This window comes from Streptococcus sp. DD12, from assembly GCF_001578885.1.
In the GTDB taxonomy this organism is placed as follows: domain Bacteria; phylum Bacillota; class Bacilli; order Lactobacillales; family Streptococcaceae; genus Streptococcus.
Map to the genome: position 1 here is coordinate 1,074,249 of NZ_KQ969495.1, position 26,333 is coordinate 1,100,581.

Annotated in this window: 23 protein-coding genes; all 23 read right to left on the reverse strand. The window is 45.9% G+C overall.

Annotated elements, in window-relative coordinates; translation table 11 throughout:
- Position 1 precedes the first annotated feature (1 nt).
- A complete protein-coding gene (locus STRDD12_RS04965; protein ID WP_231853443.1) occupies positions 2-943 on the reverse strand; it encodes a TNT domain-containing protein in 942 nt (313 codons plus the stop codon).
- Between the two features lie 753 nt (positions 944-1,696).
- On the reverse strand, positions 1,697-2,038 hold the full coding sequence (locus tag STRDD12_RS04975; RefSeq protein WP_066915727.1) for a hypothetical protein: 342 nt from the start codon (positions 2,036-2,038) through the stop codon (positions 1,697-1,699).
- A gap of 3 nt (positions 2,039-2,041) precedes the next feature.
- Positions 2,042-2,911: a hypothetical protein gene (locus STRDD12_RS04980; RefSeq protein WP_156471443.1), complete on the reverse strand. Its 870-nt coding sequence runs from the start codon at positions 2,909-2,911 to the stop codon at positions 2,042-2,044.
- A gap of 43 nt (positions 2,912-2,954) precedes the next feature.
- Positions 2,955-4,151 (reverse strand): hypothetical protein, encoded by a 1,197-nt coding sequence (locus STRDD12_RS04985; RefSeq protein WP_066915731.1) that lies wholly within the window; start codon positions 4,149-4,151, stop codon positions 2,955-2,957.
- Positions 4,152-4,551: 400 nt separating this feature from the next.
- On the reverse strand, positions 4,552-5,142 hold the full coding sequence (locus STRDD12_RS04990; protein ID WP_066915733.1) for a hypothetical protein: 591 nt from the start codon (positions 5,140-5,142) through the stop codon (positions 4,552-4,554).
- The gene (locus STRDD12_RS08440; RefSeq protein ID WP_231853444.1) at positions 5,142-7,121 is read right to left on the reverse strand and encodes a TNT domain-containing protein; all 1,980 of its coding nucleotides are present in this window, start codon (positions 7,119-7,121) and stop codon (positions 5,142-5,144) included. The genes STRDD12_RS04990 and STRDD12_RS08440 overlap by 1 nt, the downstream gene beginning before the upstream one ends.
- A complete protein-coding gene (locus STRDD12_RS05000; RefSeq protein WP_066915735.1) occupies positions 7,118-7,528 on the reverse strand; it encodes a hypothetical protein in 411 nt (136 codons plus the stop codon). Before STRDD12_RS05000 ends, STRDD12_RS08440 begins: the two co-directional genes overlap by 4 nt.
- Positions 7,525-8,205, reverse strand: coding sequence for a hypothetical protein (locus STRDD12_RS05005; protein WP_066915737.1), 681 nt, complete (start codon positions 8,203-8,205; stop codon positions 7,525-7,527). Before STRDD12_RS05005 ends, STRDD12_RS05000 begins: the two co-directional genes overlap by 4 nt.
- Positions 8,202-8,555, reverse strand: a complete 354-nt coding sequence (locus STRDD12_RS05010) for a hypothetical protein (protein ID WP_066915739.1) — start codon at positions 8,553-8,555, stop codon at positions 8,202-8,204. Before STRDD12_RS05010 ends, STRDD12_RS05005 begins: the two co-directional genes overlap by 4 nt.
- Before the next feature lie 12 nt (positions 8,556-8,567).
- Positions 8,568-8,951 carry a hypothetical protein gene (locus STRDD12_RS05015; RefSeq protein WP_066915740.1) on the reverse strand — a complete coding sequence of 128 codons (384 nt, stop codon included), beginning with the start codon at positions 8,949-8,951 and terminating at the stop codon, positions 8,568-8,570.
- A complete protein-coding gene (locus tag STRDD12_RS05020) occupies positions 8,952-9,437 on the reverse strand; it encodes a hypothetical protein (RefSeq protein WP_066915742.1) in 486 nt (161 codons plus the stop codon).
- A 9-nt stretch (positions 9,438-9,446) separates the two neighbouring features.
- The gene (gene essC / locus STRDD12_RS05025; RefSeq protein WP_066915743.1) at positions 9,447-13,802 is read right to left on the reverse strand and encodes a type VII secretion protein EssC; all 4,356 of its coding nucleotides are present in this window, start codon (positions 13,800-13,802) and stop codon (positions 9,447-9,449) included.
- Positions 13,799-15,004, reverse strand: coding sequence for a type VII secretion protein EssB (gene essB, locus STRDD12_RS05030; protein ID WP_066915744.1), 1,206 nt, complete (start codon positions 15,002-15,004; stop codon positions 13,799-13,801). The genes essC and essB overlap by 4 nt, the downstream gene beginning before the upstream one ends.
- 125 nt (positions 15,005-15,129) lie before the next feature.
- On the reverse strand, positions 15,130-15,372 hold the full coding sequence (locus STRDD12_RS05035; RefSeq protein ID WP_066915746.1) for an EsaB/YukD family protein: 243 nt from the start codon (positions 15,370-15,372) through the stop codon (positions 15,130-15,132).
- On the reverse strand, positions 15,365-15,826 hold the full coding sequence (locus STRDD12_RS05040; RefSeq protein WP_156471444.1) for a hypothetical protein: 462 nt from the start codon (positions 15,824-15,826) through the stop codon (positions 15,365-15,367). The genes STRDD12_RS05035 and STRDD12_RS05040 overlap by 8 nt, the downstream gene beginning before the upstream one ends.
- 3 nt (positions 15,827-15,829) lie before the next feature.
- Positions 15,830-18,787, reverse strand: a complete 2,958-nt coding sequence (esaA, locus tag STRDD12_RS05045; RefSeq protein WP_066915750.1) for a type VII secretion protein EsaA — start codon at positions 18,785-18,787, stop codon at positions 15,830-15,832.
- 82 nt (positions 18,788-18,869) lie between these two features.
- Positions 18,870-19,157 carry a WXG100 family type VII secretion target gene (locus tag STRDD12_RS05050; protein ID WP_066915751.1) on the reverse strand — a complete coding sequence of 96 codons (288 nt, stop codon included), beginning with the start codon at positions 19,155-19,157 and terminating at the stop codon, positions 18,870-18,872.
- Between the two features lie 390 nt (positions 19,158-19,547).
- Positions 19,548-20,582: a siderophore ABC transporter substrate-binding protein gene (locus STRDD12_RS05055; RefSeq protein WP_066915754.1), complete on the reverse strand. Its 1,035-nt coding sequence runs from the start codon at positions 20,580-20,582 to the stop codon at positions 19,548-19,550.
- Between the two features lie 11 nt (positions 20,583-20,593).
- Positions 20,594-21,349: an iron ABC transporter ATP-binding protein gene (locus STRDD12_RS05060; protein WP_066915756.1), complete on the reverse strand. Its 756-nt coding sequence runs from the start codon at positions 21,347-21,349 to the stop codon at positions 20,594-20,596.
- Entirely contained in the window at positions 21,346-22,314 is a 969-nt protein-coding gene (locus tag STRDD12_RS05065; protein ID WP_066915758.1) for an iron chelate uptake ABC transporter family permease subunit, read from the reverse strand. Before STRDD12_RS05065 ends, STRDD12_RS05060 begins: the two co-directional genes overlap by 4 nt.
- On the reverse strand, positions 22,311-23,264 hold the full coding sequence (locus tag STRDD12_RS05070; protein WP_066915760.1) for an ABC transporter permease: 954 nt from the start codon (positions 23,262-23,264) through the stop codon (positions 22,311-22,313). The genes STRDD12_RS05065 and STRDD12_RS05070 overlap by 4 nt, the downstream gene beginning before the upstream one ends.
- A gap of 623 nt (positions 23,265-23,887) precedes the next feature.
- Positions 23,888-24,820 carry an AEC family transporter gene (locus tag STRDD12_RS05080; protein ID WP_066915764.1) on the reverse strand — a complete coding sequence of 311 codons (933 nt, stop codon included), beginning with the start codon at positions 24,818-24,820 and terminating at the stop codon, positions 23,888-23,890.
- 48 nt (positions 24,821-24,868) lie between these two features.
- On the reverse strand, positions 24,869-26,158 hold the full coding sequence (locus tag STRDD12_RS05085) for an adenylosuccinate synthase (RefSeq protein ID WP_066915766.1): 1,290 nt from the start codon (positions 26,156-26,158) through the stop codon (positions 24,869-24,871).
- Positions 26,159-26,333: the final 175 nt, after the last annotated feature.

Consider the following 26,333-nt stretch of genomic DNA (forward strand, 5'->3'; position numbering starts at 1 on the left):
CTCACTCTATTATTATTAGATAACCATTATTCACCAAATACCCCACTTCCATATCTGTAAAGTGTTGAATGCCCATTCCAAGCTCGTCAAACCATGGAGCAATTAATCCTTTTTTATTAGGGATTGGTTTTGATACGATATAAGTTATCTTAGGCTTGTTTTTCATGAAAGGGGGTAGCGCTCTTTCTCCAAAACTAGCGCCCGAAGGAGAAAAATAACGTCCAGAATCATTATCTCCATAACGATCTAGAATTGCTCCTGGTTCTATTATGTCTTCTACATATTCGCCATTCAAAAATCCATTTTTATGTATACTTCCATCAACTCTACCCATGGAACTCTCGGGACTTCCCGGATAAATTGTATCACCTGTTAGCTGATTAAAATAATCCGGATTATCATATACATTTTTATTTTTAAGGTAAAATTCTGGCTCAGGTGGATAGGACCAATTTCTTAATTTAACTCTATCGTATGGTTCGATCCCTGCCTCGGCAAATTTATGGCATTGAAGATAGCTCTGATGGTCCATCGATTCCATACCCATAAAGGTTTGCTGAAATTTCTCCTTCGCCAAATATTGGTCAAAGTTACTGGACTCCCTCGCAAGCCTGCTTTCTTCCAGATTTCTTAGAATCAGTTCTCGGTTATACTTAGGCGCTTCGATATCCTGGGTCTCCGTCACCTTCGGCACATCCAAGTCCGCAACCTTCGCCCCTGCGACAGCTCCCGCGGTCTCGGCGGTGACTCTACCTTTAGCGGTCAGGTCCACATCAGTTAGCTTCTTAGCGATAGTGGCATCGACGTTTGCACTGTCAAGGTCGCTACCTTTGGCAGAGACCTCTACATCGGTAGCGACGCCAGAAAGGCTCTTCTGCCGGGTCATGCCAACATCGGCTATCTTACCTGCAAACTTGCCCATGGCAAAGCTAGCGATAGCCATGGTCGGGTCCTCACCCTTGACCACCGTGTTGTAGCTGAGTTCAGTGGCGGTTAGGAGAAACTGCTACTCAAACATTGTCAGATTTTCTCAGGGTATTGTCAAGACCAGCAAAAAAAGAAGACCTAGGCCTTCTAAAATAATGGCTTTTTATCGCCCACAACAGAGGACAAAGTGCCCTTCATTCACTCATGCTCCATACCCTTGAAGGTTGTATTAGACACGCTGCTCTACTTTAATGACTGAATGTAACATACTTATCCCTTACCCTCATCCAAAAGTTTTCGAACCAAACGTATGGCACATAATATTGAACTCTTTACCTGAATTAATGTGCCAATCACCAACTTTCATTTCATAGCTGACAAAACCAAGAGTGATTCCTATTCCTGAAAATGCGCCATTATTCGTTTTGTCATTAAATACCCCTGATTTTTCCCCTACTTCCTGCTACCTTTTTCTTACTGTATGTGGAATAAAGAAATCCTCAATTTTGAATGTTAATGTTTTGTTCCACAGATTCAAATAGAGAGTTCCAAAGGCCTTGCTAATTTGACACATTAATCTGAGAATTTCCTGTCGTATTTTTTTGCACAGAAACTTTCTTTGTTGCCAGAATTAATCGCACACCTGCTACCAAGCTCCCTTTGGACTTCGGCTTGAGTTAGCTGACTATGTAGCTCAGTTAGACGAGACCTATCACTAGCCGTTTTTTTCTTCTTACTATATAAAAAACGGGCGAACTCGTTTTCATACTCACTTAAAGTAGACATCGCTCTGCCTTGCGTCGGACTTAGCTGTCTTCTTTCGCTTCGCGTGCTTTATTGTTGGTGTAAAACCAAACTTTTCAGAAAGCATTTCGTCTTGTTTTTTAAAGGCATCGGCCAGTGATGTTAGAAAATTGCTGTATTTTTGGACCGTCTCGCTTATTTTACTTGCACCTTGATTTGCCAACAACAGACAATCATCGAGCGGTACTTTAGAGGTGTCTTTGACCGAGGCATCTGTCCCATTTGAGGCTCCTTGAAGTCTTTCCATGGTCAAGATGCTGGAAGTAGACATATTTAATTGGTTGGTTTTAATTTTTATCTTTCCCATAAATTATTTGCTCATGCTTTCTGAATATTCTTTTTTCCACGCTTCATAGTCCGCATAACTTCTGATTGGAGTCTTTTTACCAGTTTCATTATCCTTCGCATAGAGCTCCATGACTTCTTGCCCTTCTGGCGCAAACCAATGGATAAGCGTGTTAAACCAGGTAGCCTTATCGACCATGGTCGGGCGGGCATAGATAGCTCCGCCGTCAGTCAACCTTTTGGCGATCTGAGGATACTCCGTTGAAATATTTAAGTCTTTTATACCTTTTGCCTTCTGAAAATTGTAATTTAACGAATACTGCCTTAGATCCATATTCAATTCAGATAACTTATCATCAATACCAGTGTAGTATCCCCCCCTCAAAACTTGCAGACTGCTTTGAGAACCCTTACCTTTGTATTGGGTAAAGGCCTTTGTCTTCAGGTTATACCAAACCACACCAGAAGAATACTCATCTTCATCATATCCGATGGAGAGGTAGTCTTCCCCTTGATAGGTTATGGCATAGACGTTCACAATTTGATAGGTATAGTTGGCTTTACGCCATCTATCGGCCAAATCAATTGACTCTCGGGCAAAATTACTTGTATTTAAATCATAGGTAGTCACCATGACGGACTCTCCCTCATCCATTTGGTAGGGATTGGACAAGCGATCCGTGCGCTTCTTAGAATCCACCGATACTAAGTAATTCTGCGAAACCGTGATACCGCTTCTCCAACCATCAGTTGTCCCTTCTTCTACAACGACCGAGAGATACTGCTTTTGGTCGCCAAATAGCTCCATAGATGTAATATTAGCCGCATGTTCTTCCTCAAAACGATACGCGAAGAACTGGGAATAGACAGTATAGGCAATCGCACTCAGTATCAAAAATACAGAAACACTTCCGAGAATCTTTTTTACTTTTTACCTTTCATTCTGCGCTCCCTTCCACATGACTTGTCTTTGCATTACCAGTCAATCCATCAAAGTCACGGTAATTATTGTCATAATACCGAGTTACCCATCTTAATCCGTCATTCGTATTCAAATCACAGGCAACCCTATTCACCTTATTTAAAGCATCTCTAATAACATCTGGCTCAATCTCAGTGATGGGTTTATCACTATCTCCTGTTAAGATATCCCGCATATCTTGAGACATGGCAGATCGTTTTATTCCGTCATCAAATTTCTTTAATATTTCTCCATCATACTGCCTCAAGATATAACCCCTAACCCCATTTTCTTGGAAGTCATAGGATTGTAGGCTAGCAGACAAGTCAAAAGCGATATTACTTTGAGAACTAGTGGTCGTATCATCGACGATAACGCTACTACCACCAACACCAAACAGGTCTCCCTTTGCTTGATTGGAAAGCCCCATCTTTTCATCATCAATATCTCCTAATGTTTCAAAATAACTAGCCAATCTGCTCGTAGCCTTGGCACCACCACTCAATACCTTACTGTATTGTTCTCCGATGACCGTAGCGGACAAATCGTTTCCAGATGATACGACTGAGCTCAGTTTACCGGACTCAAAAATACTACTTGCCAGCGAAGCAACACTTGAGAAACCCGGGACCACTATATTGGTTGCCGATACTAGGGCATCCTTTGCAAGATTGTCTAGCACTTCTCGTTTTTTCTTTTCTAATTGCCGGTATTTCTCGGAAGATTGATTAAAATCATTTTCTACTTTTGAATCCGTATAGTAGTCATTGACCCTTTCACGCTTCCTCTCTCTATTATCCCATGTCTGATAGGTGGCAGCTTCCCAGCTGTACCCTCCGCCTTTTTCCTTTGTCAGCTTTTCCATCTTCGTAACGACAGATTCATTGTGTGAATCAGCGTAAACGCCAATCCCAGCAATCATTGCCGCTTCAAATAAGGAATTAAGGTGACCCATATTAACAAGTTTTTCCCTCATCTCCTCAAGTGTGCCTGAGTCTTTTAATGCCTTCCACTCTCTTTTGTATTTGTCTTCGTCATAGGTAACTTCTGGCAGCAGTTGGGTGGCCCCCGCTGAAATAGCAGCCGCAATAGTCGTCCCTGCTACTGATAATTTTTCCAGATAGAGACTTGCTTTAGATAGATCATCCGCCGAACGAGAAGCTACCAAAGCCATAGTCTTCAACCCCTTTAAAGCCATCATACTTAACATGTGTTTACCGTCTCTAGCACATCATCTTTTTTATTCGTAAGTTTCTTACTAAAACCCTTATTTCCTAGCAAAAAAATGTGCTAACTATCTATTACCACATTTTTTCTCTATTGGTTTTTGTACGACTTCACCTTCCCCTTAATCTTCAAATGATAGAAGTTCTACGGTGAAAATTTTATAAAATTGAACTTGATGTCTCTAGTGTTCACTTTAATATGTTAAAGCAAGTTTTATCCATTTACCTGTATCTAAGTTTAATAGAGATTGTGAATATCTGATAAAAGTTCCAATCGCTCTTTTTCTAAGCTAACCATTATTTGACAACCTCCTTTATGACTCCCGTTTTACAGCAAGATGCTTCATTTTAAAACTTCTCTATACCCTCTGAACTATATCCTAACAAAGTAGCGTCATATTCATATCCAAATCCATTAGCATCATTTAGTTGAATCAACCACTCCCTTATTGTTTTTAATTTTACGATTGATGCATAGAAGGTTTGAAATATTCTTTCTGGTAGGAAGAATAGATTGTATTCATTATCATTTGCATCTATGTAACAAATTTTGTTTAATTCTGAAAAAAAATTTATTTTTCCTTTAGTCCTGGAATCAACTGAAAAAAAGTTATCGAATTTTTCTCTAGTTAAGTATTCTTTTAATATTTCAACATCCTCTATATCATTTATTAGAGTCATCAACGGGAATTCAAAATCTGTAACCCCTCTTTTAACAAATATAGCAAAATAGAGTTGTGCCAACTCCTTGTTACTAATTCTACAATACTCTGAAATGGCACCTCTTTCATCTAGTAAAATAAAAAATTCACCCTCTCTTTTTTCTAGAATATAAATAATATCCACGTTGTCATATGCCTGTATCTTGTTATTTTTTGAAACAATTTCGACATTACTGATAAACTTTTTCAAACTTACAATATATTCATTATCAAGCATTATATTTTCCTCAAATAACCAAATTCAATTAGTTTCTTTATAATAGCTGTCTCATCAGAAGGGATAGACATTACCTGTTTAGCAAAGAGTGAATCTAATTTAAACTGTATTCCTCCACCTGGTTGATCAAACCATGGGGCTATTTCTCCTTTTAAAACAGGTAAATCCACCAATATTTCATATTGATTATAGTTCTTAAAATCCGAGTTTGGAGACATCGCTCTCATCTCTTTAGATTCACCGATATTTCCAAAAAAATGTCCATAGTCAGAGCCAAATCGGTCAATTCTATTTCCAGGGGATAGCGTTGTTTTCTGATATTCACCTTCTACAAAGCCATCAATATTTGAATCGCCTTTTTGACCTGGCCAGTTCTCGTTACCTGTTAGTTGATCAAAATATTTTGGATTATCATACACTGTCTTATTTTCAAGATATAGTTTTGAATTAACTGACCTATCCCAAAATAACAGTTTTACTCGATCCTCAGCCATTAGCCCCGACTCCGTGTAGTCATGCCATTGAAGATATCTCTGACGATCTATAGAATCCATACTATTCAAGGTTTGCTGGAATTTCTCCTTCGCCAAATATTGGCCAAAGTTACTGGACTCCCTCGCAAGCCTGCTTTCTTCCAGATTCTTCCGAACCTGATCACGGTTATACTTGGGCACTTCGACAACCGCACTGTCAAGGTCGCTACCTTTGGCAGAGAAGTCTACATCGGTAGCGACGCCGGAAAGGCTCTTCTGCCGGGCCATGCCGACATCGGCTATCTTACCTGCAAGCTTGCTCATGGCAAAGCTGGCGATAGCCATGGTCGGGTCCTCACCCTTGACCACCGTGTTGTAGCTGAGTTCAGTGGCGGCTAGGGCATCATCGGCATAATTGAGACCACGTGTCACAGTACTCAAGTTCTTGACCTTAGCGCTGGCTACCTGAAAGCCTTCAGCCCCCTGAGCCATCCTAGTCAGTGTATCCTTGGCGCTAGACAGCCTCGAGCTAAGCCCAAAGCTAGCTGCGGAGACAACCGCATTTGCTAGCGCAAAGTTCTTCTGACTCTCCGTCATCCGAGTCCCCGTGATGAGACTAGAACCCGTTGTCGCCGCAGACACCCCCTCCCCCACAGCGTAGGTGGTTCCTACAACTGTTGCACCCTTGAGCGCAAGGCCTGCCACCAGGGGAACAGCTGTCCCTCCTGAGCCAATAGCCAGAGCTGTCCCTGCCACGACCGTGACCGCAAAAAGCCCGATGGCTAGGCCTGTCTCGACATAACTCAGGACTTCCTTATTGTCCTCTTGAAACTGGGTGTATTTGAGCCCCTCATAAGACAGCTGATGTGGCTTGAGGTAGGTGTCTATCAGCTCCTGATCAGACATGTTTTTCATGTCTTGAACTTGATTGACCTCTTCCTCACTCAAATTGGCAATACGAGACTTGAGGGCGCTCAGAGCCTTATCATAATAGTTTTTGGTTGACTGGATGGGAGACTTCTGGTTATCTAGCAGTTCCGCCAGCGTATAGTGTTCTTGGGTCGTATAGCTATACTCTTGACTGTAGCCACTATTGGACGTCTGGCCCTTGTGGCTTTTTGTATAAGTTAGCTGTTGAGTCTTGTAGGTGTTCTTCTTCCCGTTAACATTGTCAGCTTTTCTCAAGGCATTGTCAAGGCCTTGAGTCACCTTTCGATCTATCCGTTCAACCACTTTCTCGTGGATAACACGAGCAGAGGCCATCATCTTGTGAACACGATTATAGGCCTCCATGTAAGTCTTTCCAGGCATTTCCTTACCTAGACTGGCATCACCCACCTGATGGTAAAAATCAGAACAGTCATTGTCATTTACAACCTCAGTCACATTGGTAATGGCCGTAAGCAGGTTTGTCACCATACTACCATTGTCAGAAGTCAGTTCATTCCCCCAAGTCGCCAAGTTTCCTGCATCAAAATCATCCTTGTTCGTATAGAATTTAGTCATTGGTTTGACTCCTTCATATGCTTTTGGATGTTGGAGACTGCCTGGTTGGGGTCAGCCTTGATAGCCTCCTTATCCTCTTGTGAGACGCCTGAACTATTAAGCAAGAGATTGGCTACCTCGACAGCTGAGACCTTATCCGCATCGATAAGCGCGCTATAGGTATCCGAGATGAGTTGATAGATAACCGATGATAGGGTATAAAGCTCCTGAGCCTTGATATCAAAAATCTGGAAGTCTTCATCAGTGATATAGTCATTAGTCAAACCCTGACTAGAAATCTCCGTGATACTAGAGACAACTGAACTGATGGACTGCATCGCTAGCTGCGCATTTAGCGTCGCATTGCTGGCCGAAACCATGAGCCCTTCATGCGCTGTCAAATCGATTTTGATGGTCTCTTTGGTCATGAAATCACCTCTACTTTCACCTTGAGGTAGTCATTAATATATTCCTTGATTTCATCAGGAGACAAAGAACGGATGCGTTCACCGGTTAGATCATACTGGAGAAGGCCACTCTTGTCCGTCTGGATAAAAATCTCATCACTTAGGAGACGTCCAGCCTCTTCCCGACAGATGCGTAAACTTGGCTTGTCTCCATAAAAAGCCATCAGGCGACTAAACATATAGGGCGACCAGAGGGATTTGAGATAATTTTTTTCTTGCTTATCCAGATTTTCAAGAACAGGATTATCTCGGATGAGATACCCCAAAAGAAAAACAGAGTTGAGGTAGTCAAGGACGTAAGTTCCGTCATCCAAGAGAGTGATAACCACAGAACACCAACCGTTTGTGTCAACTGCAGGGGCAATGAAATGCCGTTCATCCACGACCACATGGTAGTCAGCCGTCAGATAAGCATCCAGTTTCAACCCCGTCGCTATAAAGGCTTCACTAGGAACCTCATCTGTGAGAAAACCTAACGCCTCTAGTTCCTTATAACCCTTGGTAAGGGCAACTTTCAAGGTTTCTTTTCGACCAAGTTTAAGGTCAGTTGGTAGGGGGATGAGAGGGATATCATCACGCTTTGCCTGATTATTCATAAGAGAAATTGTATACAAGGCTTCTAAACTAATTGCCGTCATGCTTCATCAATCTCCTTTAGGGGTTTGGCATTGGGAGTATCGTTTAATAATTTTTCATAACCTTCCACCACTTTTCCAAGGGCTTTGACTGCTCGGTAGTAATCCTTTTGGTAGGTCGTCATGATCGTCATCAAATCTTCGTAAGTCTTCTTCGCCTTGCCTGACCAAGATACAGAAGAAGAGTCCATCTCAGTCATATAAGTTTTCATATCTCTCAAAGCTGTCAAGGCATGTGACAGATTGGTCTTAAGCCCTGAAATCGCACTATCATCCAGTGTTATGGTGTCAGCACTACCGTGCCACTCGCCACTAGACGAGTTAATCTCTGAGTTCATTATGTCTTCAGCCATGGCTGTCCTCCGCTAAATTCTTTCCCAGAATTTCTTGCCTTTATTATAGGCATTCTTATCCCGACTTATCGCGCTATTTAGTGCCGTTATATGATTACCCAATTCCTCATACATAGCCATGAAAGCCTTATTGGAATCACGAACAAAGTCCCGATAGCCCTTTAGAGTTTCGTAGTCAGTACTGAGCTTGTCACGGAAATTTGATAAATAACCGTAACCATCGTTACCATCTATCTTGTCTAGATAGTCTTTACACTTATCAACCAAGGCGTTGGCTGAGGCTAGGCCTCTTTTTGTGCTCAGACCATTCCAGGCAATACTATTTTGCACGGATTGATACTTACTTTTTAAAGCTTCGTTCTTTTGGACACTGGCACGCAAACTGGCATCACTCATTTACTGACCTCCTTTGTTTTGTGTCCCTGATTGCATCGACTCTGTCAAGGCGTTAGAGACTGACGGGTCGTAGAATGCACTTGGGAGCTTTTGGATGCTGGTCCTCTCTGTGCTTGGCACAGTATTGGGGACATTGTTGCTGCTAAAGGCAAAGATAAGCACGCCGGCGTAAAGGGCAACGATAGCCAGCCCCAACAGAATATCAAAACCTGTCAAAGAGACCTTTTTCGTCAAGGATTGACGCCAGTGGACGTCGCCGTTTTTCCGTACCCAGTCAAATTTTTTGAGGTAGGGGAGAATCATCAGTAAATACAGCGGAAAAGGCGCCATAAAGGCTAACATGATGTAACTGCCAACATGGCCATAAGAAGCCTGTCGGCTGTAGAGGACAAAAAGCAGGCCAATCGCCACACATACTAAAAGCATCAGCCCAACCGATGGGATGATAAGGCGCTTGCGCTCATGTTCTAATTGTTCATAATCCATAAAATGCTCCTATTTAGTGATTTTGATAATGACTTGTTCGTCATTTGCATGGAAATACATCTGGTCAGGCTGGAAGACTGGCTCAGCACCTGTCTGCGAGCGCTGATAGAAACTCTGCTCGGTCATCTTGCAGGTGATGAGGGCCATGTCTTGACGGTCAAGGAGGTATCGTGCCAGTGTGTCACGCTTGTGCGTATAGGCTCTGGTTGTCGCAAAAATAAAGTGCATGCCAACCTTGAGGCCTTCCTCATACATCATGGCAAATTCTTGTTCACTAAGCCCTGTCTGCTCGATAAGACCAACCAAATCTGTAAAGAAGATAAATCGTCGCTCAAAGTTTCCTTGTTGCCGTTCTCGTATCATCTGATTTTTTAGGCCATGAAGCGAAGCTTTTAAATCATGACTTTCTGTGATAAAAGAGCTCGCCCATTGTTGGTCTTCATCAAAAGTTTGGTCATTGTCATAGACTACTATCTCTGCTTGAGGGTAAACAGCGTCAATCATCTCAACCAAGTGACAAAATGTCCCACGGCGAACAACCTTTTTCTCCCAAACTAGATGCAGATGCTTAAGGAGAGACGCTGCAATAGAAACTGTTGAGACTTCTTCGTACTCGAGCCCCAATGGCAAAGCTCCTTGTTTGATGGCCCCCTTGGTTTGTGACCGGCTGAGGAAGTCTTTGACAGACAAGACTTCTGGGACGATAGGAACTGTTTCAGGTCGGGCACCATCCCAGTTCTCATCCATCTGACTGATTTCCTGACGAAGATTCGCCAGACGTTCTAAGTCATTTTCTCCATAGACAGAAAGAGCAATCTGTAGCACCTCTACCTGGTCCAGTTTGATAAGCCCACGACCAGGTAAATCCTCCATTGGATAGGCGTGACGCCCTACAATATTACGAGACTCAGTCTCATCGGTAAAGAGAAGGCTAATCTTGGTCTTGATATTTGACGATATAGGCGTTTTGAGTCCATACAAACGTCCTGTACTGATAACCAGATAAAGCCCCAAACTCGTCCCATCTCGAGATATCGTCGCTAAAAAGCTATCGACTTCTGCTTCCAGAGCAGTCCCCTTAATCCCCTCATAGCTGTCAATAACAAAGAAAAGACGAGGAAGTTTTTGCTTAGTCGCAAATTCATACGCTGATAAGGAAGATACCATCTCACGCGTGAAAAGAGCTTTTCGTTTCTTGATTTCTGTTTGGATGCGTTCGATAAGTTTACGTGTCTTAGCGATATCATCGGTGTATACAAGATCTGTAGCATGCGGGAGATTTAACAAACGTAAGAGGCCACTGGCACCGTAGTCCATCAAATAAAATTGAGCTCGGGCAGGGCTATTCTTTCGCGCTATGTCCATGACTATTGTCTCAAGGAAAGTGGTTTTCCCCATACCTGGCCCAGAAAAGAGAGCGATATGGCCTCGGTCTTCAAAATCATGCACCAAAGGGTATTGTTCTTGCTTAGACGGACTATCTACCACACCGTAAACGGCTTGATAATCAACAGACTCTGACCAGTTGGCTGATGGTTGTGAAATAGTCTGAAGGTAGATTTCCTCCCCCAACGGCTCCAACCACGGTCTGGCGACTGGGGTAATCTGGTCGTCAGTGACGATGGTCTTGATGGCCTGGACGACGGCTTCTAGTTCGGTCGGGATTTGGTTGATGGCCGTGGCTTGGTCTAGCCCTGACAGGTCCTGGGTCAAGGGCTGGAGTTGACCCAGATCATTGACCGCATAGATGGTCTCATCTAGGATGTCTTGGGAATCCTTGTCTGGCTGATAGTCGGCACCTGAATAGGCCGACTGAAAGAGTTCATAGACCTCGTTGTTGCCGACTTGGAGATAGGCCCGCCCTGTCTGGGTGATTTCTGCCGCATCTGGTGTGTGAAGGACGTCAGAGGAGTCCTGACGGTCGGCCACCTTAAGGGCGATGCGAAAGGTAGAGTTAGACCAAATCTGGTCGCTGACAACCCCTGCAGGCTTCTGGGTGGCTAGGATCAGGTGTACCCCCAGAGAGCGCCCAATCCGAGCCGTTGACACTAGTTCTGCCATAAAGTCAGGTTGGTTGACCTTGAGTTCTGCGAACTCATCTGAGATGATAAAAAGGTGAGGCAGAGGTTCTGTGACTTGCCCCTCCTTAAACTTCTTCTGGTATTGATTGATGTGGTTGACCTCCTGCTCCGCAAAGAGGGCCTGACGGCGTGCCAGCTCTGCTCGGATAGAAGCCAGCGCACGCAGGGAGGCGTTGCCATCTAGGTTGGTAATGGTCCCCAAAAGATGTGGCAGGTCCTTAAAGAGATTGGCCATGCCCCCACCCTTGTAGTCGATAAGCAAAAAGCCTACATCATGGGGATGGAAATTAACTGCTAGCGATAGGATATAAGACTGGATGAGCTCAGACTTCCCAGATCCTGTGGTCCCTGCAATCAAACCGTGAGGGCCATGGGCCTTCTCATGGAGGTTGAGTTCGACCAGGTCGTCCTTACCTCTCAGACCCAGTGGTACCGCCAGACTCTGATAGGGCGCATGACTCGACCAACGATTACGAATATCTAGGTCCTCAACCGCCTTTGCCTGATACATCTCTAGAAAAGACACACTATCAGGGATGGAGGATTTGAGGGTTTCTAGATGGTTGAGCCCTGCCAGGTAGCGTGGGAGCTTTTCCTTGTCAAAACCCTCTGGAAAATAGTCCAATGTGAAGATCTGATTAAGAAGCACCCCTTGGCGCATGACCAGTTGCCCCAGACGCTTGTCCTTGAGGGTGATGACCGTGGTCACCTCCTCTGACAAAGCCGACAGGTCATCCTGGACATAGACGACAGATAGCCCTAGCGGTGTCGTGTCACGGTCTAGAAAGTCCATAAGGGTGTGGTCAAGAATGAGAGTCTCGTCTAGGACTAAGAGGACAAAGTGAGGCAAAAACTGCAGTTTCTCCTTTTGGTCCAAACGATTTTGGCGTTCCTTGAGGATTTGCGTCAGACTGGTCAAAACCATGTCACGGGTGGCCTGGTTATAGACTAGGCCTCGGACATTGATGTTAGTGAGTCTGAGATGAGGGAGAAAGCGAGCCCAGGCCCAATCGTCTTTTTCCCTCTCAGGTAGGACTACAATCAGGTTGAGGTCATGATAAGAGTGGAAAAAAGCCAGCTGACTGACCAAGAGCTGGAGTTGCTCGGTAACGAGTTTGCGGTCGCCCACATAGCCGACCTGACCTTCCATCAGACTACCAGACAAGGGCAAGTCCTTCTGCGTCAGGTGGCTGTGATAGAGGCGGTAGCCCCGCTGCTCTAGAGGGTCGACAAGACCTGAACGCTCCATCTGGTTGTAGGTCAAGCTATAAGGATTTTTGAGTTCCGCAAGACCAATGCGGTAGGTCAGCGCATCAAAGTCTGACAGCCTTTTCTCATAGACACGTGGCGAATAGGTATCCACAGCCTTATCTAACTCGCTAATAGCGGGGTAGTGATAGGTCTGCCCCTTTTGATAAGCTAGGTCAGCTTGGCGCAGTTCGATAGCCTTGTCCATCAAATAGCGCTCGTAACTCTTTTCACGTTCCTTGACATCAAGGCCGTACTGCTTGCGATTTTTAAAATAATTGCTGACAGAAAAAAATAGGGTGACGACAGACATGCCCATGGTGACAAGAATATAAAGGCCACGGGGTTGCAGGATGGAAATGAGGACGACCAGCCCCACCGATGCCAGAGGGGGCAGGATAAGGCGTAGGAGTTCGTCCTTGGGTTTGGTGATTTCGGCAGGTGGGCTAGTGACAGCAAACTTGGCTGCATCAGGACGATAGATGAGGCGAGGTGAGCGGTGATAATCAGGAAAATCAACCGGCCGTTGGTAGGCACTCTGGTCTAACTGAACCAGACTAGGGCCTGCTACCACCTGACCGCTGACCCAGATTTCCTCAGGCTGGAGGGACAAAAGACTGGCTCCAAAGGCCAGTTCATCGCCCTTGGTCAAATCATAGATCCCCACCTGACACTCGAAATTATTGACATAGAGGTAACCCGATAGGATACAAAGGCGAAACCCCTTACCAGTGCGCTCAAGCAGGGCCTGACCTGTCAGGTCAAAGGCAAAGAGGTCTGCTCCCTTGGCCTTTGCCAGATAAAGGGCTTCTTCTCCCGCTATACTGTAGATGCGACTGTCCTGACCGCCGGGATAATAGTTGACCCCTTCATGGGTCAAACGGTCGGTTAGCTCTTTTTTATCCCCGTCACTTTCATAAAAAATAGCCTCCCCCTCTTGCCAAAAACGAGGAGCAGATTCCTTGAGTTGGAAGACTTTCTTGGGCTCTAGTGACTGGCTGTAGCGATGCCCTTGCTGGTAATAAATCAGGGTCATGGGGTCTCCTTGCTGATTGAGCTACTGCTGTCTTCTGACAGGGCAGAACTGCGGTTTTTCCAATAGTCATCGTAGTCTTTTTGTAGACTAGACAGGGTGTTTTCTCGCTCAGCGCCTGACAAAGTCGTGTCATTGCGGACAGTTGCCATGCGTTGGCTGATGGCATAAAGAACCAGATCGCTGTCGTCGAGTTGCTTGGCTAGGTCAATGGCCTCTTGCCCCTGACCACGGCCAATCTGAATCCAATAGTCTAGGTAACGCTCATCTGACTTGAGAGAGAGGGCAGAGAGCACGACCTCGCGTTGTTTATCCGTCAGGTCCAAGGACTGGATATAGCTGTAGGCCAGCTCGTATTTCTGTGTGCTTGGAAGAGTTTTTAGGCTGACATGTTCCAGCTGGTTGATGACTCCGGAGTAATCCTGAGCCACATAGCGACTGTCCGCCGAAAGTAACAAGGTCTGGTGAGGGCCACGAATGAAAAGCAAGTAACCCAAAGGAAGCAAAACCAAAAGGGCCAGGCCCAAGCCCCAGCAGGACAAGAGACGATAGAAACGAAAACGCCGCTTGGGCACAAGGACAAGGGTGCTTTCTTCCTTGGCCTTTGCTTCCTCATAGGCTTCTTCTAAGAGGTCTTGAATCACTTTCAGGCTTTCTGCCTGACCTATCTGGTCTAAGAGAGGCGCTAATTGCTTGCTCTCTAGTCCGCCCTGATAAAGGTCGGCATAAGCGTGCTCGCTAAAGAGGGCCACAATCAAGCAGGTCAGTTGTCGCTTAAAGTCCTCTGGTGTCAGCGCTTCTGTCGGCATGGACCCAGGTAGCCCACGATAGGCTAGAAGAGGTTCTAAATTTCTCGTGATGAAAATATTTTCAGGAGCCATAAAAAAGCTGATTGACAAACGCAAGGCGCTGGACAAATGCAGGGTATTCAAGGCAAAACGAAGCTTGTCTGAAGGCGCCATAGCCTTGACCTGGTCAAAGTCATAGCCCTTCTCAGGCAGCTGGGCTTTCAAAATCACGTCATCCGCATCTTCTGTCAAGCTTACCTCCAAAAAGCCTGGGTAGGGCTTGGTCAAAAGGCGCAGACTATCTAGCGGGGCACTCACAAAAGACCGTGACAGGCGTAAGTGCCAGATATGAGGGGTCTTGTCATAGGTCAGCTGGGCATCTCCCAGCATCAGACTTTCTTGTCTTTTTGAGGTCATGAGGTCTCCTTTTTCGGTCATAGGATGATGTAGCTAGGAAAATGTCTCGAAGCCTAAGGCTCTGCGCATGTAGCGAAAGAAGATAAAACAAAGGAGTTTGAGACTGTTGTCCCAGACTCGTTTGCTTAAGGTGTTTTAATCAAGACAAATAGGCAATCACCATCAGCGATACCTGACTGGGCGAGGCTTTTTGCCTTATCCAAAATTTGGCCTGTTTGCTTACTCTTTAGCTCAAGCCGGTCACTGGCCTGCCAGTCATAAAGTTGAGCCAGCTTGTCCAATAGTTTAGACAAGGCTAGGTGTTTGGGCAAACTCAAATCATAGTCTTCTTTTTGCATCTCTAGGGTTACCAGGATATGGTCAGTCATCGTCTTCTCCTTTTAGTCTAGATACATAGGCTAAGCCAAGGAACACTAGGGCCACCAAGGCCAGATAGGTATAAAGCACCGTCCAGTCTTGACTTGTATCAGAATTAGCCGTGCGCTGGGTGACTTTTTTTAAAAAAGTTCCATCTGCCTCCTCAAAAATGTCCTGTGTCGAAGCCAGCTGAGTCAAAGAAACCTGCCCCCGGGTAAAAAGGCTAGCTTCCTCGCTCCTTGCCTGCTTGAACTTTTGGGCCCTCTTATCCCTAATCACAGCTTGGTCATCCGCGTCAAAGAGGTGGGCTGTGCGAGTGTCCAAGCTGCCTGTGTCTGCTTCGGTCTTCTGGGTGATGCGGTCGGTTTTAAGGGTCAGCCTATTATCCTCGACACCCTTGGCCTCAACAGAATGACCCATCAAAAAGCTCAAAGTCACCAAACTCATCAGAAGGAATTTTCGCATGGCTTAGGCCTCACGTCTTCTGGTCAAGAGACGACTGATCTGTTTCCAGTCAAAGAGAGCATTGCAGGCACAAAGTAGACTAATCCCTAGGATAAGTAGCCCATAGTAATGCCCACGTGTCGCAAGCCCTTCTAGAAAACTGGTGAGATGGGCTTCTAGGCTTACCAGTGGGTTGAGGCGTTTTATCTGGGCAGGAAATCCAGAAAGCACCAGACTAGTCCCAAAGGAATTGGTCACAAAAACATAGGATAAAAGACCAAATAGGATCAAACCAAGACCTAAGGTTTTGAGCTGACGCATAAGGAGGAAGTTCCCCTGCACCAAAAGGCTACCAAATAGGCTGATAAGAAGCACCCAGACTGGAACCAAGTCTGCGCGAACCACCAACTGACGAGCAGAAAGAATGCCAATGACAAGGCCTTCAAGCAGGCCCACACCTGTCAAAAGCAGGGTCTCCATCAAACGCTCTGATGAGATTGTTTTCCGAGTCAGCTTATCTACTGTGCGCTTGATAAAGCGGTGACTCTCAAAGACATAAGCGCTAAAGAAGGCCACACCTGCTAAAAGCAAGACCCAAATAAAGGGACGATAGGACAAGGCTGCCGCTTGAATGGAGGAGGATTCCTGAGCCACAGGGCTAGATAAGAAGGCGATGAGAACATCATTAGCCACCCCATTTTGGTAGGCATTGTTAAAGACTTTAGAAAAGCTCGCCACAAAGTCATGAGACGATGCCAACTCCTGGTTGAACTGAGTCATGAGGCCCTGAGCATCGTTGGCAAGGGCATCCGCCTGACTTTGAGCAGTGGCTAAGCTACGGTCAAAGCTCTCAAACTGTTGACGCACACTGGCTGACTGGCTGGCATTGCTTTCTGAGGCCGACCGCGTGCTATCCGACTGACTGATTAGGCTCGCCAATTGGCTAGAAAGATTAGAAAGCCCCGTGCTGGTCTGGCTATTAGCCTCCGATGTACGGTTCCCTTGGTTTATCAGGTCACTGGCTGTAGCCTGTAGCTTGGTCAGAGCTGTCATTTGGCTATCCAACTGAGTCGCTAGCTTGGTGTTTGAGGTTTGAAGACTGACCAGAGTCTTAGCCATCTGGTCTCGGTTGGCCTTAAGCTTCGTCAACTGGGTTTGTATCTCTGTATTGGCAGCAACGGCATCGCTATAGCTGGTCAGACTTGACGTGACACTAGCTGATACCAAATCTGTCAAGGCTGAGCCCACTGAAGCATTGAGCAGGCTGTCTGACAAGGACAGGCCGCTAGGGTAAAGGCTGTCTAGCATCTGGTTGGCGTGGGCATAGGCATCCACCACTTCTTGAGAGAGGCGGGCGAAGGTCGCAGCCTTGGTCGCATAGTCGGTTAAATCAATGCTTTCACTGGTGGTTTGGCCACTGGCGCTCGAGTTAGCCGCCGATGTCTGGATGGTCACACTAGCCGACGCCCCGTCCTGACTAGCGAGAACATCAGACCCTAAACTTATGGTATTAGAAACCGTTGGGTCCAAGGTGTTGGTGGCGTTTCCATTGATGGTGTAGTCACTGGTTTCTGTGCCATTGACGGTGACGGTGACACTAAGGGGGCTAGCGCTGGCTGGGCTGGTAGAGGGAGTCGAACTGCTGGCGGTGACCACCGTTGAGCGGGCCGTATCGTAGGCAGACTTGGCGGCAGACAAATCCGCGTAGAGGTTACTTGTCCCACCAGTAAAGCCGGCAGGAAGGTTTGGTTCGGTGACACTACCTGTCATGAGAAGGCTATTCACCTGGCTGGCGCTGGCTTGTGGCAGAGCATTTAGGCTGTTTTGGACCAGGGTCTTGATGGTCGTTTCATAGGCCGTCATGCTTGTTGCTAGGGTCGGGTCCTTGGCTAGAAAGTCCCGCAAGGTCAACTTATTGACTTCCTTGCCATAGTAGGTTTCTAAGCTAGTCGTCACGCCATCTGTCGTTGACGAAATCTGATTTGCAAGTGCGGTTTCTTGTGCCTTAGCAGCCGTTTCCAAGGCCGCGATCTGCTTATCCAGCGCTTCAATCTCTTTCTGGTAATTTTCTTCAGCTGTAGAGGCATTCTCTGTGCTCGGTGCCAGACTTTCAGAAAGTTCCTTTTGCGTTGTGGCCAGTGAATCCGTCAGGGTCGCAAGCTCCCCAGAAAGCAGGTCGCTATTTAAACCCATGAGCCCAGTCATAAATTCGCCGTAACTCAGGTCAGCGGACTGGCGGGCCAAGATGAGTTCTGACAGGTTAGTTGCGGTGTCTGTGGTGGCACTTGAAAGAGAGGACAGGCTGGAGGTGGTCCCGTCGATAGAAGCTGTCAAGCTGTCATTGAGGGAGAGCAGATTAGAGGCAAAACTACCGAAGCCTGGCAGGTTGGCGCGAAAATCGCTTGCTTGACCCAGAACTTTCTGACTATAAGCTGTGATATTTTCGGCCTCAAGGCCTGCCATAGTCTTGACATTTTCTTGAGCCGTATAGAGATTGGACAAGATAGATGCCATATACATGTCTACTAAGCGGCTATTGAGGGAAGCCACCATGTCCTTACCCACCTTAGTCGCTTCGGTCTCTATGGCTTGGTTTCCCTTGGCATTGACCTTGTAGGTGATGGTGGCCTTATCCACGTTAATGTCATTGACCGCTAGAACTTTTTTTGAAAAGTCTGAGGGGATGATAAGCATCAGCTGGTAATCCCCTTGATTGAGCCCACTACTTGCGCGAGCGCGCGAGACCACACTATAGTTCTGGTCATCCTCTTGTTCTAAACTCTTGATGTAGCTTTCACCTAGGGCGATGCTTTCACCGTCGCTTTTCACCGGCTGGTCTTCATTGACAATGGCAACCGATAATTTCTGATTTTCAGCCGTCTGGCGCTGGTTTTCTTCTAGACCTAGTGATAACCCTAGAATACCTACCAAAAAGGCCACTAGGACAATAAGGGAAAGCCAGCCACGTCTGGTCTCTGTCATGTTTACTCCTTATGAGAAATGTTTAGGGGCGTGCAAAAACGGGAGAAAATCTCAGCCTCCTCCCGTCTTTGTGTCTTTTCCTTTACCCGATTTGTGAAGCGATAGAAGCATCGGTATCTTCGATGGTAGTCGCGACACCATTGAGCTGGGTATTGATAGAATCCAAGAGCTCAGCAAATTGGGTTACCTTTGGTGAAAGCTCGTTGAACTGTTGTTCAAAGGCATCAAAGGCTGTACCATCCCAGTTTTCAGAGATGATTCCTTGTTCTGTCGTCAGAGACGCCAAGAGGTCACGGACTGCTGTTGCGCCATCTGTGTATTTCACAGCAGAGGTACGTAGCTCTTCAGGGGTTAATTTAATTTGAACCATAATGTTTTCCTTCCTACAAATACTGCCTCCTAAAAGACAGTCTCGTTTTACCATAAAAAAGTCTAAAATTTATTTCTTCTAAAAGCGACCCTCAGTGGCCGACCATTACAACTCCTTCTCCTTTTTTTAAAGGCCTTCAAGCCTCTTCACTTCTTCTATTCGTAAGGGTTCTGGAAAAAAACTCTTTTTTCTAGTTTTGCCCACAAAAAAAGAAGCTTGCACTTCTTGTAGGACAGCGTCAAACACTGTTTTAATGCCCTTCTTCTGCTTAGTTCCTCAAAAGGCTTAAGAGCATTTCCCCACTCTTTCAAGACTAAGGTTTCGGTCTTTGTTAGGGCTAGGCAGGGGGAAAACAAAAACCTAGAGGGTCTTTAACTCTAGGCTCTTGTCTTATTGTCCAGCGTATTTAGACGCTTCTTCAAACATGAGTTTGGTAGATTCCAAACCACCACCTGAAAGATACCACAGGTCAGGTGTCAAGGTCACGATACGACCATTTTTCCCTGCATTGGTTTCTTGAAGGAGGGTATTGTTCAAAATATCAGAATTTTTCGTGTCATCCCCACCGATAGCTAGGGTACGATCGACAACAAAGATAATATCAGGGTTGACCTGGCTAATGCTTTCAAAGCTCAGTGAGGTACCGTGATTGCCACCTGATTTTTGTCCTTGAGCGCTCTTGTCCTTTTGACCAGAGGCTTTCTTACCGCCACCGCCTTGTTCATTTGGAATGTTGAGGCTTGTTGGTTTAAAGCCAAGGCTATTGTAAATGAATGAAAAACGGCCTTCAGGGGAGATACCTGCCAAGCTACCTTCATTTAGCATCACAGTCAAGGTGGTCAACTTGGTGTCTTTGTTAGCTGTTTTAGCTTTTTCAACAATCTTATCAATGTCTGCAATCTTGTCTTGGGCTGTTTTTTCAGCATCACTACCAAAGACCTTAGCTAACTCTTGAATGTTGGTCTTAACAGAACCCCAATAGTCCGTTGAGCTGGTTTCAAAGTAAACTGTCGGCGCAATTTTTTTGAATTCATCCAACTGAGCTTGTGTCCGTCCTGATAGGATAATCAAGTCAGGATTGAGGGAAGCCACTTTTTCCAAGTCCACTTCTTTGAGGTTACCCACATTGGTAATGCCTTTTTGGTCTTTGAGGCCACTGAGGTAGCTAGGCAAAGTGTCCATTGGCATCCCAACGATGCTGTCTGTTTTACCCAGGGCACGAATCGTATCTGCAGCACCATAGTCTAGCACCACGATTTTCTTAGGGTTTGTTGGAACTTTTGTCTTACCTGTAGAAGTTTTGATTGTCACGGTATCAGCCGTGCTCTTGCTCTTATTCGTTGCATTTGTTGAGCAAGCGGCTAGGCTAACAAGTGCAAAAATTGCGACAAAGGCTAGGACAAATCTTGTCAGTTTCTTTTTCATAGGAACCATCCTTATCTATATAAGCAGATTTTCTTGCCATCGATATCTGCGATTGTCAGTGTCATGTCGTAAAGTTCTCCCAAAACATCTGCTGTCATGACCTGATCTGGGGTCCCTTGACGAAAGACCTTGCCGTCTTTAAAAGCCACCATGGCATCCACAAACTGGCTAGCTATGTTGATGTCATGAATAACAACGACAACCGTCTTCCCCAAATCATCCACTAGGCGTCTCAAGGTCTTCATCATCAGAATACCTTGCTTGATGTCTAGGTTGTTTAACGGTTCATCCAGGAGAATAATATCCGTATCCTGCGCCAAGATCATAGCGATATTGACCCGCTGCATCTGCCCACCAGAAAGCTGATCGATGCGTCTATGGCGAAAGGCCTCTAGATCCATGTAGCTGATGGCGCGATCGATTTTCTGGTAATCCTCAGTTGAGAGCCGTCCCTTGCTATAAGGGTAGCGCCCAAACGAAATCAATTCTTCCACAGTCAGTTTGACCTGATAATCAATTTTTTGTTTGAGCATGGAAAGTTCCTTGGCCAAATCCACAGAATCCCAGCTATCGATTTCTTGCCCCTTGATGTACAAGTAACCATCTTCTTTGGGCATCAAACGGCTAATTAAGGACAAAAGGGTCGATTTACCTGCACCATTAGGGCCTATAAAAGCCGTAAATTTTCCAGGCGCGATAGCCAAATCAACACCATCCAAAACAGGACTGTCCCCATAAGTCTTTGAAACCTTGCTGATATCAATCATAGTGTGCGACGCTCCTTGTACAAGAGATAGAAGAAGAAAATCCCACCGCCAAGTTCAATCATCGTCGCGATGCTAACATTAAAGTTAAAGACACGCTCAACGACAGTCTGGGCCACTAGTAAAATCACATAGCCCAGCAAGCTCCCCACCAAAAAGAGGGTTTGATGACGGTAATCTTTGACCAACTGATAGGTGAGATTTACCAAGATAAAGCCCAAAAAGGACATGGGACCGACTAGAGCTGTAGACGCAGCCACTAGGATGACGACCAGCCACAGGATGACTTGTTGTTCTTTTTCCACTTGGATACCCAGCAATCTGGCATTGTCCTTGCCCAGATAAAAAACATCTAGCACCTTGCCCTTACGGTACAAGACCAGACAAAGAACCAAAGTTAAGGCAAGCACCAGATAGAGCACTTCTTGATTGGCATTTTGCAAGGAAGCAAACAGGCGCGATTGCAGTTTGTCGTACTCATTTGGATCCATAAGGACCTGCAAAAAGGTCGATAAACTCCTAAAGAAGGTTCCTAGGGTCATGCAGATGAGCAGAATAAGCCCAAGGCCTTTTCCCAGCAAGCGTTTAATCACAGGTTGCAAAAGCAAAAAGAAGCCACACTGCAAGCCCATGACAATGAAAAACTCCGTCACCGACCGTGGGGCAACGCCTTGTGACCACCGCCAAAAGATGGCCAGAAAAAGAGATTGCATGAGCACATAAAAACTCTCTAGACCTAAGACAGACGGTGTCAAAAAACGATTGCCCGTGACAGCTTGAAAACTAAAGGTTGCAAAACTGGCGATAACAGCTACAATCCCAAACGTTAGGAGCTTTTTCAGTCGCAGATTGAGGATATAGCTATTGACCACACCCTCAGCGCCCAAAAGGTAAAAAGCTGTCGCAAGAAGAGCCAGAAGCCCTAAGGTCACGAAAAGGAAAACAGTCGACCGTTTGACAAGTGTCATGCGTGTTCCCCTTTCCAAATAATGCTGATAAAGACAATCGTTCCCACGATGCCTAAAATCAAGGAAACCGATACCTCATAAGGCCAAATCACTAGCCGTCCAAGGATATCGCAGGCCAAGACCAGAAGCACCCCCACCAAGACAACCAGGCTCCGTGTCTTTTTAAAATAATCTCCCGCATAGTGACGGACGAGATTGGGGACAATCACCCCTAAAAAAGGCAGAGCTCCCACTGTAATCATGGTGACCGCTGAGGTTAGCGAAATCAATACCAAAGCAAGGCTTTCCATAGTCTGATAGGGAAGACCCAGATTTTTACTGGTATCCTCACCTAGGGCCATGACGGAAAAAGTATTGGAATATATCCAGACACCAACAAAAACGAGAATCAGCAAAAAAAGCCATTCAAACTGGTGTCGTTGAATCATGGAAAAAGACCCTTGACTCCATGAGGTCATGGATTGGATCAAGTTGAAACGATAGGCTATCATCTGAGCAAAAGAACCGATAATACCGCTATAAATGAGTCCTACCAAAGGCAGAATCCATTTTTCCTTAAACTGCAGACGACGGATAACCTGGATGAAAATGCCGGTAAATAAGAGGGCCGATACAAAGGCAAAGCTCATCTTTTGAAACAAAGTCGCCTTACTAAAGAAAAACAAAGAAGTTAAAATTCCCAGTTGGGCCGCCTCTGTTGTCCCTGTTGTCGATGGCGCTGCGTAAGGGTTTTGCGTGATGGTTTGCATCAGCAAGCCCGACAGACTAATCGCCGAACTAGCCAAGATAATGGCTAATGTCCTTGGAAGGCGTGACTCGACAAAGAGCTCTAGAGATTGTTTTTGCCCTTCAAATAAGCCCAACCAAGAAAACTGGTTATTGGAGCCAATTGATAAGGATAAAAAAATCAGCAGGGCTAAAAGCCCCCATAAGATATGCTTTTTCTTCATACAACCTCTTTTAGTTACCGATTAACCCTCCAGAAGTTCCCTAGCTTTAGCCAAGCGAAAGCTTAAAGTAGTCTTCAAGAAGGTTATGCCTTTACCCTATCAAATGACAGCAAGGCTGTCAATACGCTTTAATAAGATTTCAAGACTCGCCATCACAAAATCCCATTTAAATGACAAAATGGGTTTCCCTTATCGACGCTAGGACGACAAAAAGGAAGTCCTAAAACTTCCCTTTCCATCCGTTTGCTTGACGACATTTTTTCAAAGTTCCTAGATAGAAGGGACTAAGCCACCATCTTTACCATCAAATCTTCCCCACAAAATGCCATCAAATCAAGTAAGTCCCTGCAATCACTAGTTCCCCACCCGTAAGAGCGAGTAGGGTTCCCGCTTAGCTACAAGGCCATTCTTATTTATGTCCTGCCATCCCAGAAAACCATCCAAGGCGTCACTGGAGGCACCAGCAAATAGAATTTTGAGCCAACTGTAGCACCTGAAGTCAGTCAAAACGAGACGAACCACACACTCACATACGCGTAAAACCCGGCCGATTGTCATGACCCTTCCATAATGCTTTACTTTTCCTGCTCAACGCTTTTCATCTAGGTTGTAAAGATAAACAATCACCCGATGAGCCCCATGAGCAGGGGCACCACGACAAGCATGCCTAGGGTGGTTTCGGCTACCATGATGGCGGCGTACTGGCTGTCGGCGCCATAAAGCTTGGCTACGACTGGGGCATTGGTCATGACGGGCATGGCCGACTGAACGATGAAGACTTGCTTCATGAGGGCTGGTGCATCCACTAGGGCTAAAATAGCTGCCATAACTAGCGGAGCCATGACAAAGCGGCCCAAAAGAATGAGGATATGGTCCTTACCCAGACGAAGGTTGCGCATTCCCGCACGCGCGATGGCAATACCAATAAAAAGCATGGATAGCGGAATGGTCAAATTGCCCAAATAGGTCAAATCCGTCAGCAAGACTTTGGGAAGCTCAAGGCCCAGAAGGACCAGGAGCAAACCAAGCAAAAAGCCCAGGAGGGGTGGCGAGAAGATCTTTTTTAGGCTGTCGGATAATTTTAGCCCAGCCTGCCCCTGCCCATCTCGCTGAATCAGGTAAATCCCTAAGGTCCAAAAGAAGGTTGTATTACACATGTAATAGACCAAGACATAGGGAATGCTCTGGTCGCCAAACAAGGCTTGGTTGACGGGCAGTCCAACAAAAACCGTATTGGAATTAAAAAACATGGAGACAAAAAGCCCCCGATGGGAAGGGTCAACCGCAAAGACTTGAGCCAGCGCCATGGCTAATGCCAAGAGAATAACCATCGATAAGACAGGAAAGCGCAGATTAGGCAACATGTCAAGCAAGTCCCGAGCCGAAAAGCGTTCGACAATGGTCACGACCATGTAGCAGGGTAAGGCCAGCTGCGTCACCAGACGCGAGAGAAATTGACTCGTCTCCGCACTGAACCAGCCTCGCAAAGCCAAGACATAGCCCACAGCAATGAGCCCCAAAATCACCAAAACACCTGATATTGATTGATAAAACACAAGCTCTCCTTCTAAAAAAGAGGCACCAAGGCCTCTTGTGTTGTGCTATTAAACTCCCCAGACGCTATCCAAGATATTGGTTTGGTCACGGTCTGGTCCGACAGAAAAGGTTGAAATGCGAACACCAACCAATTCGCCCACACGGCGAACATAATTGCGTGCATTTTCTGGCAATTCATCCAAGGAACGACAAGCCGTAATATCTTCAGACCAACCTGGTAACTCTTCATAGATCGGTTTGCAACGTTTGAGTTGTTCCAGACTAGCTGGGTAATGGTCAATACGTTGACCATCCAAATCATAGGCGACACAGATTTTGACAGTTTCTAAACCACTCAGAACATCGACACAGTTGAGCGACAGGTTGGTAATCCCTGATACCCGACGGCTGTGACGCATGACCACAGAGTCAAACCAACCGACACGACGCGGACGTCCTGTCGTGGTCCCATATTCATGCCCGATTTCACGGATACGGTCGCCGACAGCATCAAACAATTCTGTCGGGAAAGGCCCGTCTCCAACACGGCTCGTATAGGCCTTGCAGACACCGACGACTTTGTTAATCTTGCTTGGCCCAACACCTGAACCGATGGTCACCCCACCAGCTACAGGGTTTGAAGAAGTCACGAAAGGATAGGTCCCTTGGTCAATATCTAACATCACCCCTTGGGCTCCTTCAAAGAGGACACGTTTGCCTTGGTCGAGGGCATCGTTGAGGATGACTGATGTGTCAGTTACATAATCCTTGATGCGTTGCCCATAGGCATAGTAAGCTTCAAAAATATCATCAAAAGCTAGCTCATCACACTCGTACATCTTGCTAAAGAGGCGGTTTTTCTCGGCAAGGTTGGTTTTAAGGCGTTCTGCAAAGATTTCCTTATCTAAGAGGTCCGCAATCCGGATACCGACACGGGCAGCCTTGTCCATATAGGCAGGACCAATCCCTTTATTGGTGGTTCCAATCTTGTTCGCTCCCTTGGAAGCTTCCTGCAGTTGGTCCAACTTGATGTGGTAAGGCAGGATGACATGGGCACGGTCTGAGATGCGGAGGTTATCCGTTGACACCCCTTCTCCATGCAGATAGTCTAGTTCTTCTACCAGAGACTTGGGGTTAACGACCATCCCGTTACCGATGACAGAAATTTTTTCAGGAAAGAAAATCCCTGATGGAATCAAGTGCAACTTGAATTTTTTTCCGTCGATAACGATGGTGTGACCCGCATTGTCACCCCCTTGGTAACGTGCAATAACTTCGGCATCTTGAGAGAGGAAATCGGTGATTTTCCCTTTTCCCTCATCTCCCCACTGGGTTCCTACAACTACTACTGATGTCATATCGAACTTGGAAGCAGACGCTTCGCATCCTTTCTTACAAACAAGGCAGGAGTTTCACCTGCTAGTGTATCTTACCTTACTATTATAGGAGAAATGCCCTTTAATTTCAAACCTTTTACAGAAAAGTCCTCCCAAACCATTTCAAAAAACAGACGAGCGACTGCTTTCATGATAC

Bases quoted from the DNA above. Each gene is read 5' to 3' on its own strand.
- STRDD12_RS05065 (WP_066915758.1), bottom strand. From the start codon at position 22,314: ATGACACTTGTCAAACGGTCGACTGTTTTCCTTTTCGTGACCTTAGGG.
- STRDD12_RS04965 (WP_231853443.1), bottom strand. From the start codon at position 943: ATGGCTATCGCTAGCTTTGCCATGGGCAAGTTTGCAGGTAAGATAGCC.
- STRDD12_RS05015 (WP_066915740.1), bottom strand. From the start codon at position 8,951: ATGAGTGATGCCAGTTTGCGTGCCAGTGTCCAAAAGAACGAAGCTTTA.
- essC (WP_066915743.1), bottom strand. From the start codon at position 13,802: ATGACCCTGATTTATTACCAGCAAGGGCATCGCTACAGCCAGTCACTA.
- STRDD12_RS05035 (WP_066915746.1), bottom strand. From the start codon at position 15,372: ATGACTGACCATATCCTGGTAACCCTAGAGATGCAAAAAGAAGACTAT.
- STRDD12_RS05060 (WP_066915756.1), bottom strand. From the start codon at position 21,349: ATGATTGATATCAGCAAGGTTTCAAAGACTTATGGGGACAGTCCTGTT.
- STRDD12_RS04975 (WP_066915727.1), bottom strand. From the start codon at position 2,038: ATGGGAAAGATAAAAATTAAAACCAACCAATTAAATATGTCTACTTCC.
- STRDD12_RS05040 (WP_156471444.1), bottom strand. From the start codon at position 15,826: ATGCGAAAATTCCTTCTGATGAGTTTGGTGACTTTGAGCTTTTTGATG.
- esaA (WP_066915750.1), bottom strand. From the start codon at position 18,787: ATGACAGAGACCAGACGTGGCTGGCTTTCCCTTATTGTCCTAGTGGCC.
- STRDD12_RS05010 (WP_066915739.1), bottom strand. From the start codon at position 8,555: ATGGCTGAAGACATAATGAACTCAGAGATTAACTCGTCTAGTGGCGAG.
- STRDD12_RS04990 (WP_066915733.1), bottom strand. From the start codon at position 5,142: ATGCTTGATAATGAATATATTGTAAGTTTGAAAAAGTTTATCAGTAAT.
- STRDD12_RS04985 (WP_066915731.1), bottom strand. From the start codon at position 4,151: ATGGCTTTGGTAGCTTCTCGTTCGGCGGATGATCTATCTAAAGCAAGT.
- STRDD12_RS05020 (WP_066915742.1), bottom strand. From the start codon at position 9,437: ATGGATTATGAACAATTAGAACATGAGCGCAAGCGCCTTATCATCCCA.
- STRDD12_RS05005 (WP_066915737.1), bottom strand. From the start codon at position 8,205: ATGACGGCAATTAGTTTAGAAGCCTTGTATACAATTTCTCTTATGAAT.
- STRDD12_RS05085 (WP_066915766.1), bottom strand. From the start codon at position 26,158: ATGACATCAGTAGTAGTTGTAGGAACCCAGTGGGGAGATGAGGGAAAA.
- STRDD12_RS05055 (WP_066915754.1), bottom strand. From the start codon at position 20,582: ATGAAAAAGAAACTGACAAGATTTGTCCTAGCCTTTGTCGCAATTTTT.
- STRDD12_RS05000 (WP_066915735.1), bottom strand. From the start codon at position 7,528: ATGACCAAAGAGACCATCAAAATCGATTTGACAGCGCATGAAGGGCTC.
- STRDD12_RS08440 (WP_231853444.1), bottom strand. From the start codon at position 7,121: ATGACTAAATTCTATACGAACAAGGATGATTTTGATGCAGGAAACTTG.
- STRDD12_RS05050 (WP_066915751.1), bottom strand. From the start codon at position 19,157: ATGGTTCAAATTAAATTAACCCCTGAAGAGCTACGTACCTCTGCTGTG.
- essB (WP_066915744.1), bottom strand. From the start codon at position 15,004: ATGACCTCAAAAAGACAAGAAAGTCTGATGCTGGGAGATGCCCAGCTG.
- STRDD12_RS05070 (WP_066915760.1), bottom strand. From the start codon at position 23,264: ATGAAGAAAAAGCATATCTTATGGGGGCTTTTAGCCCTGCTGATTTTT.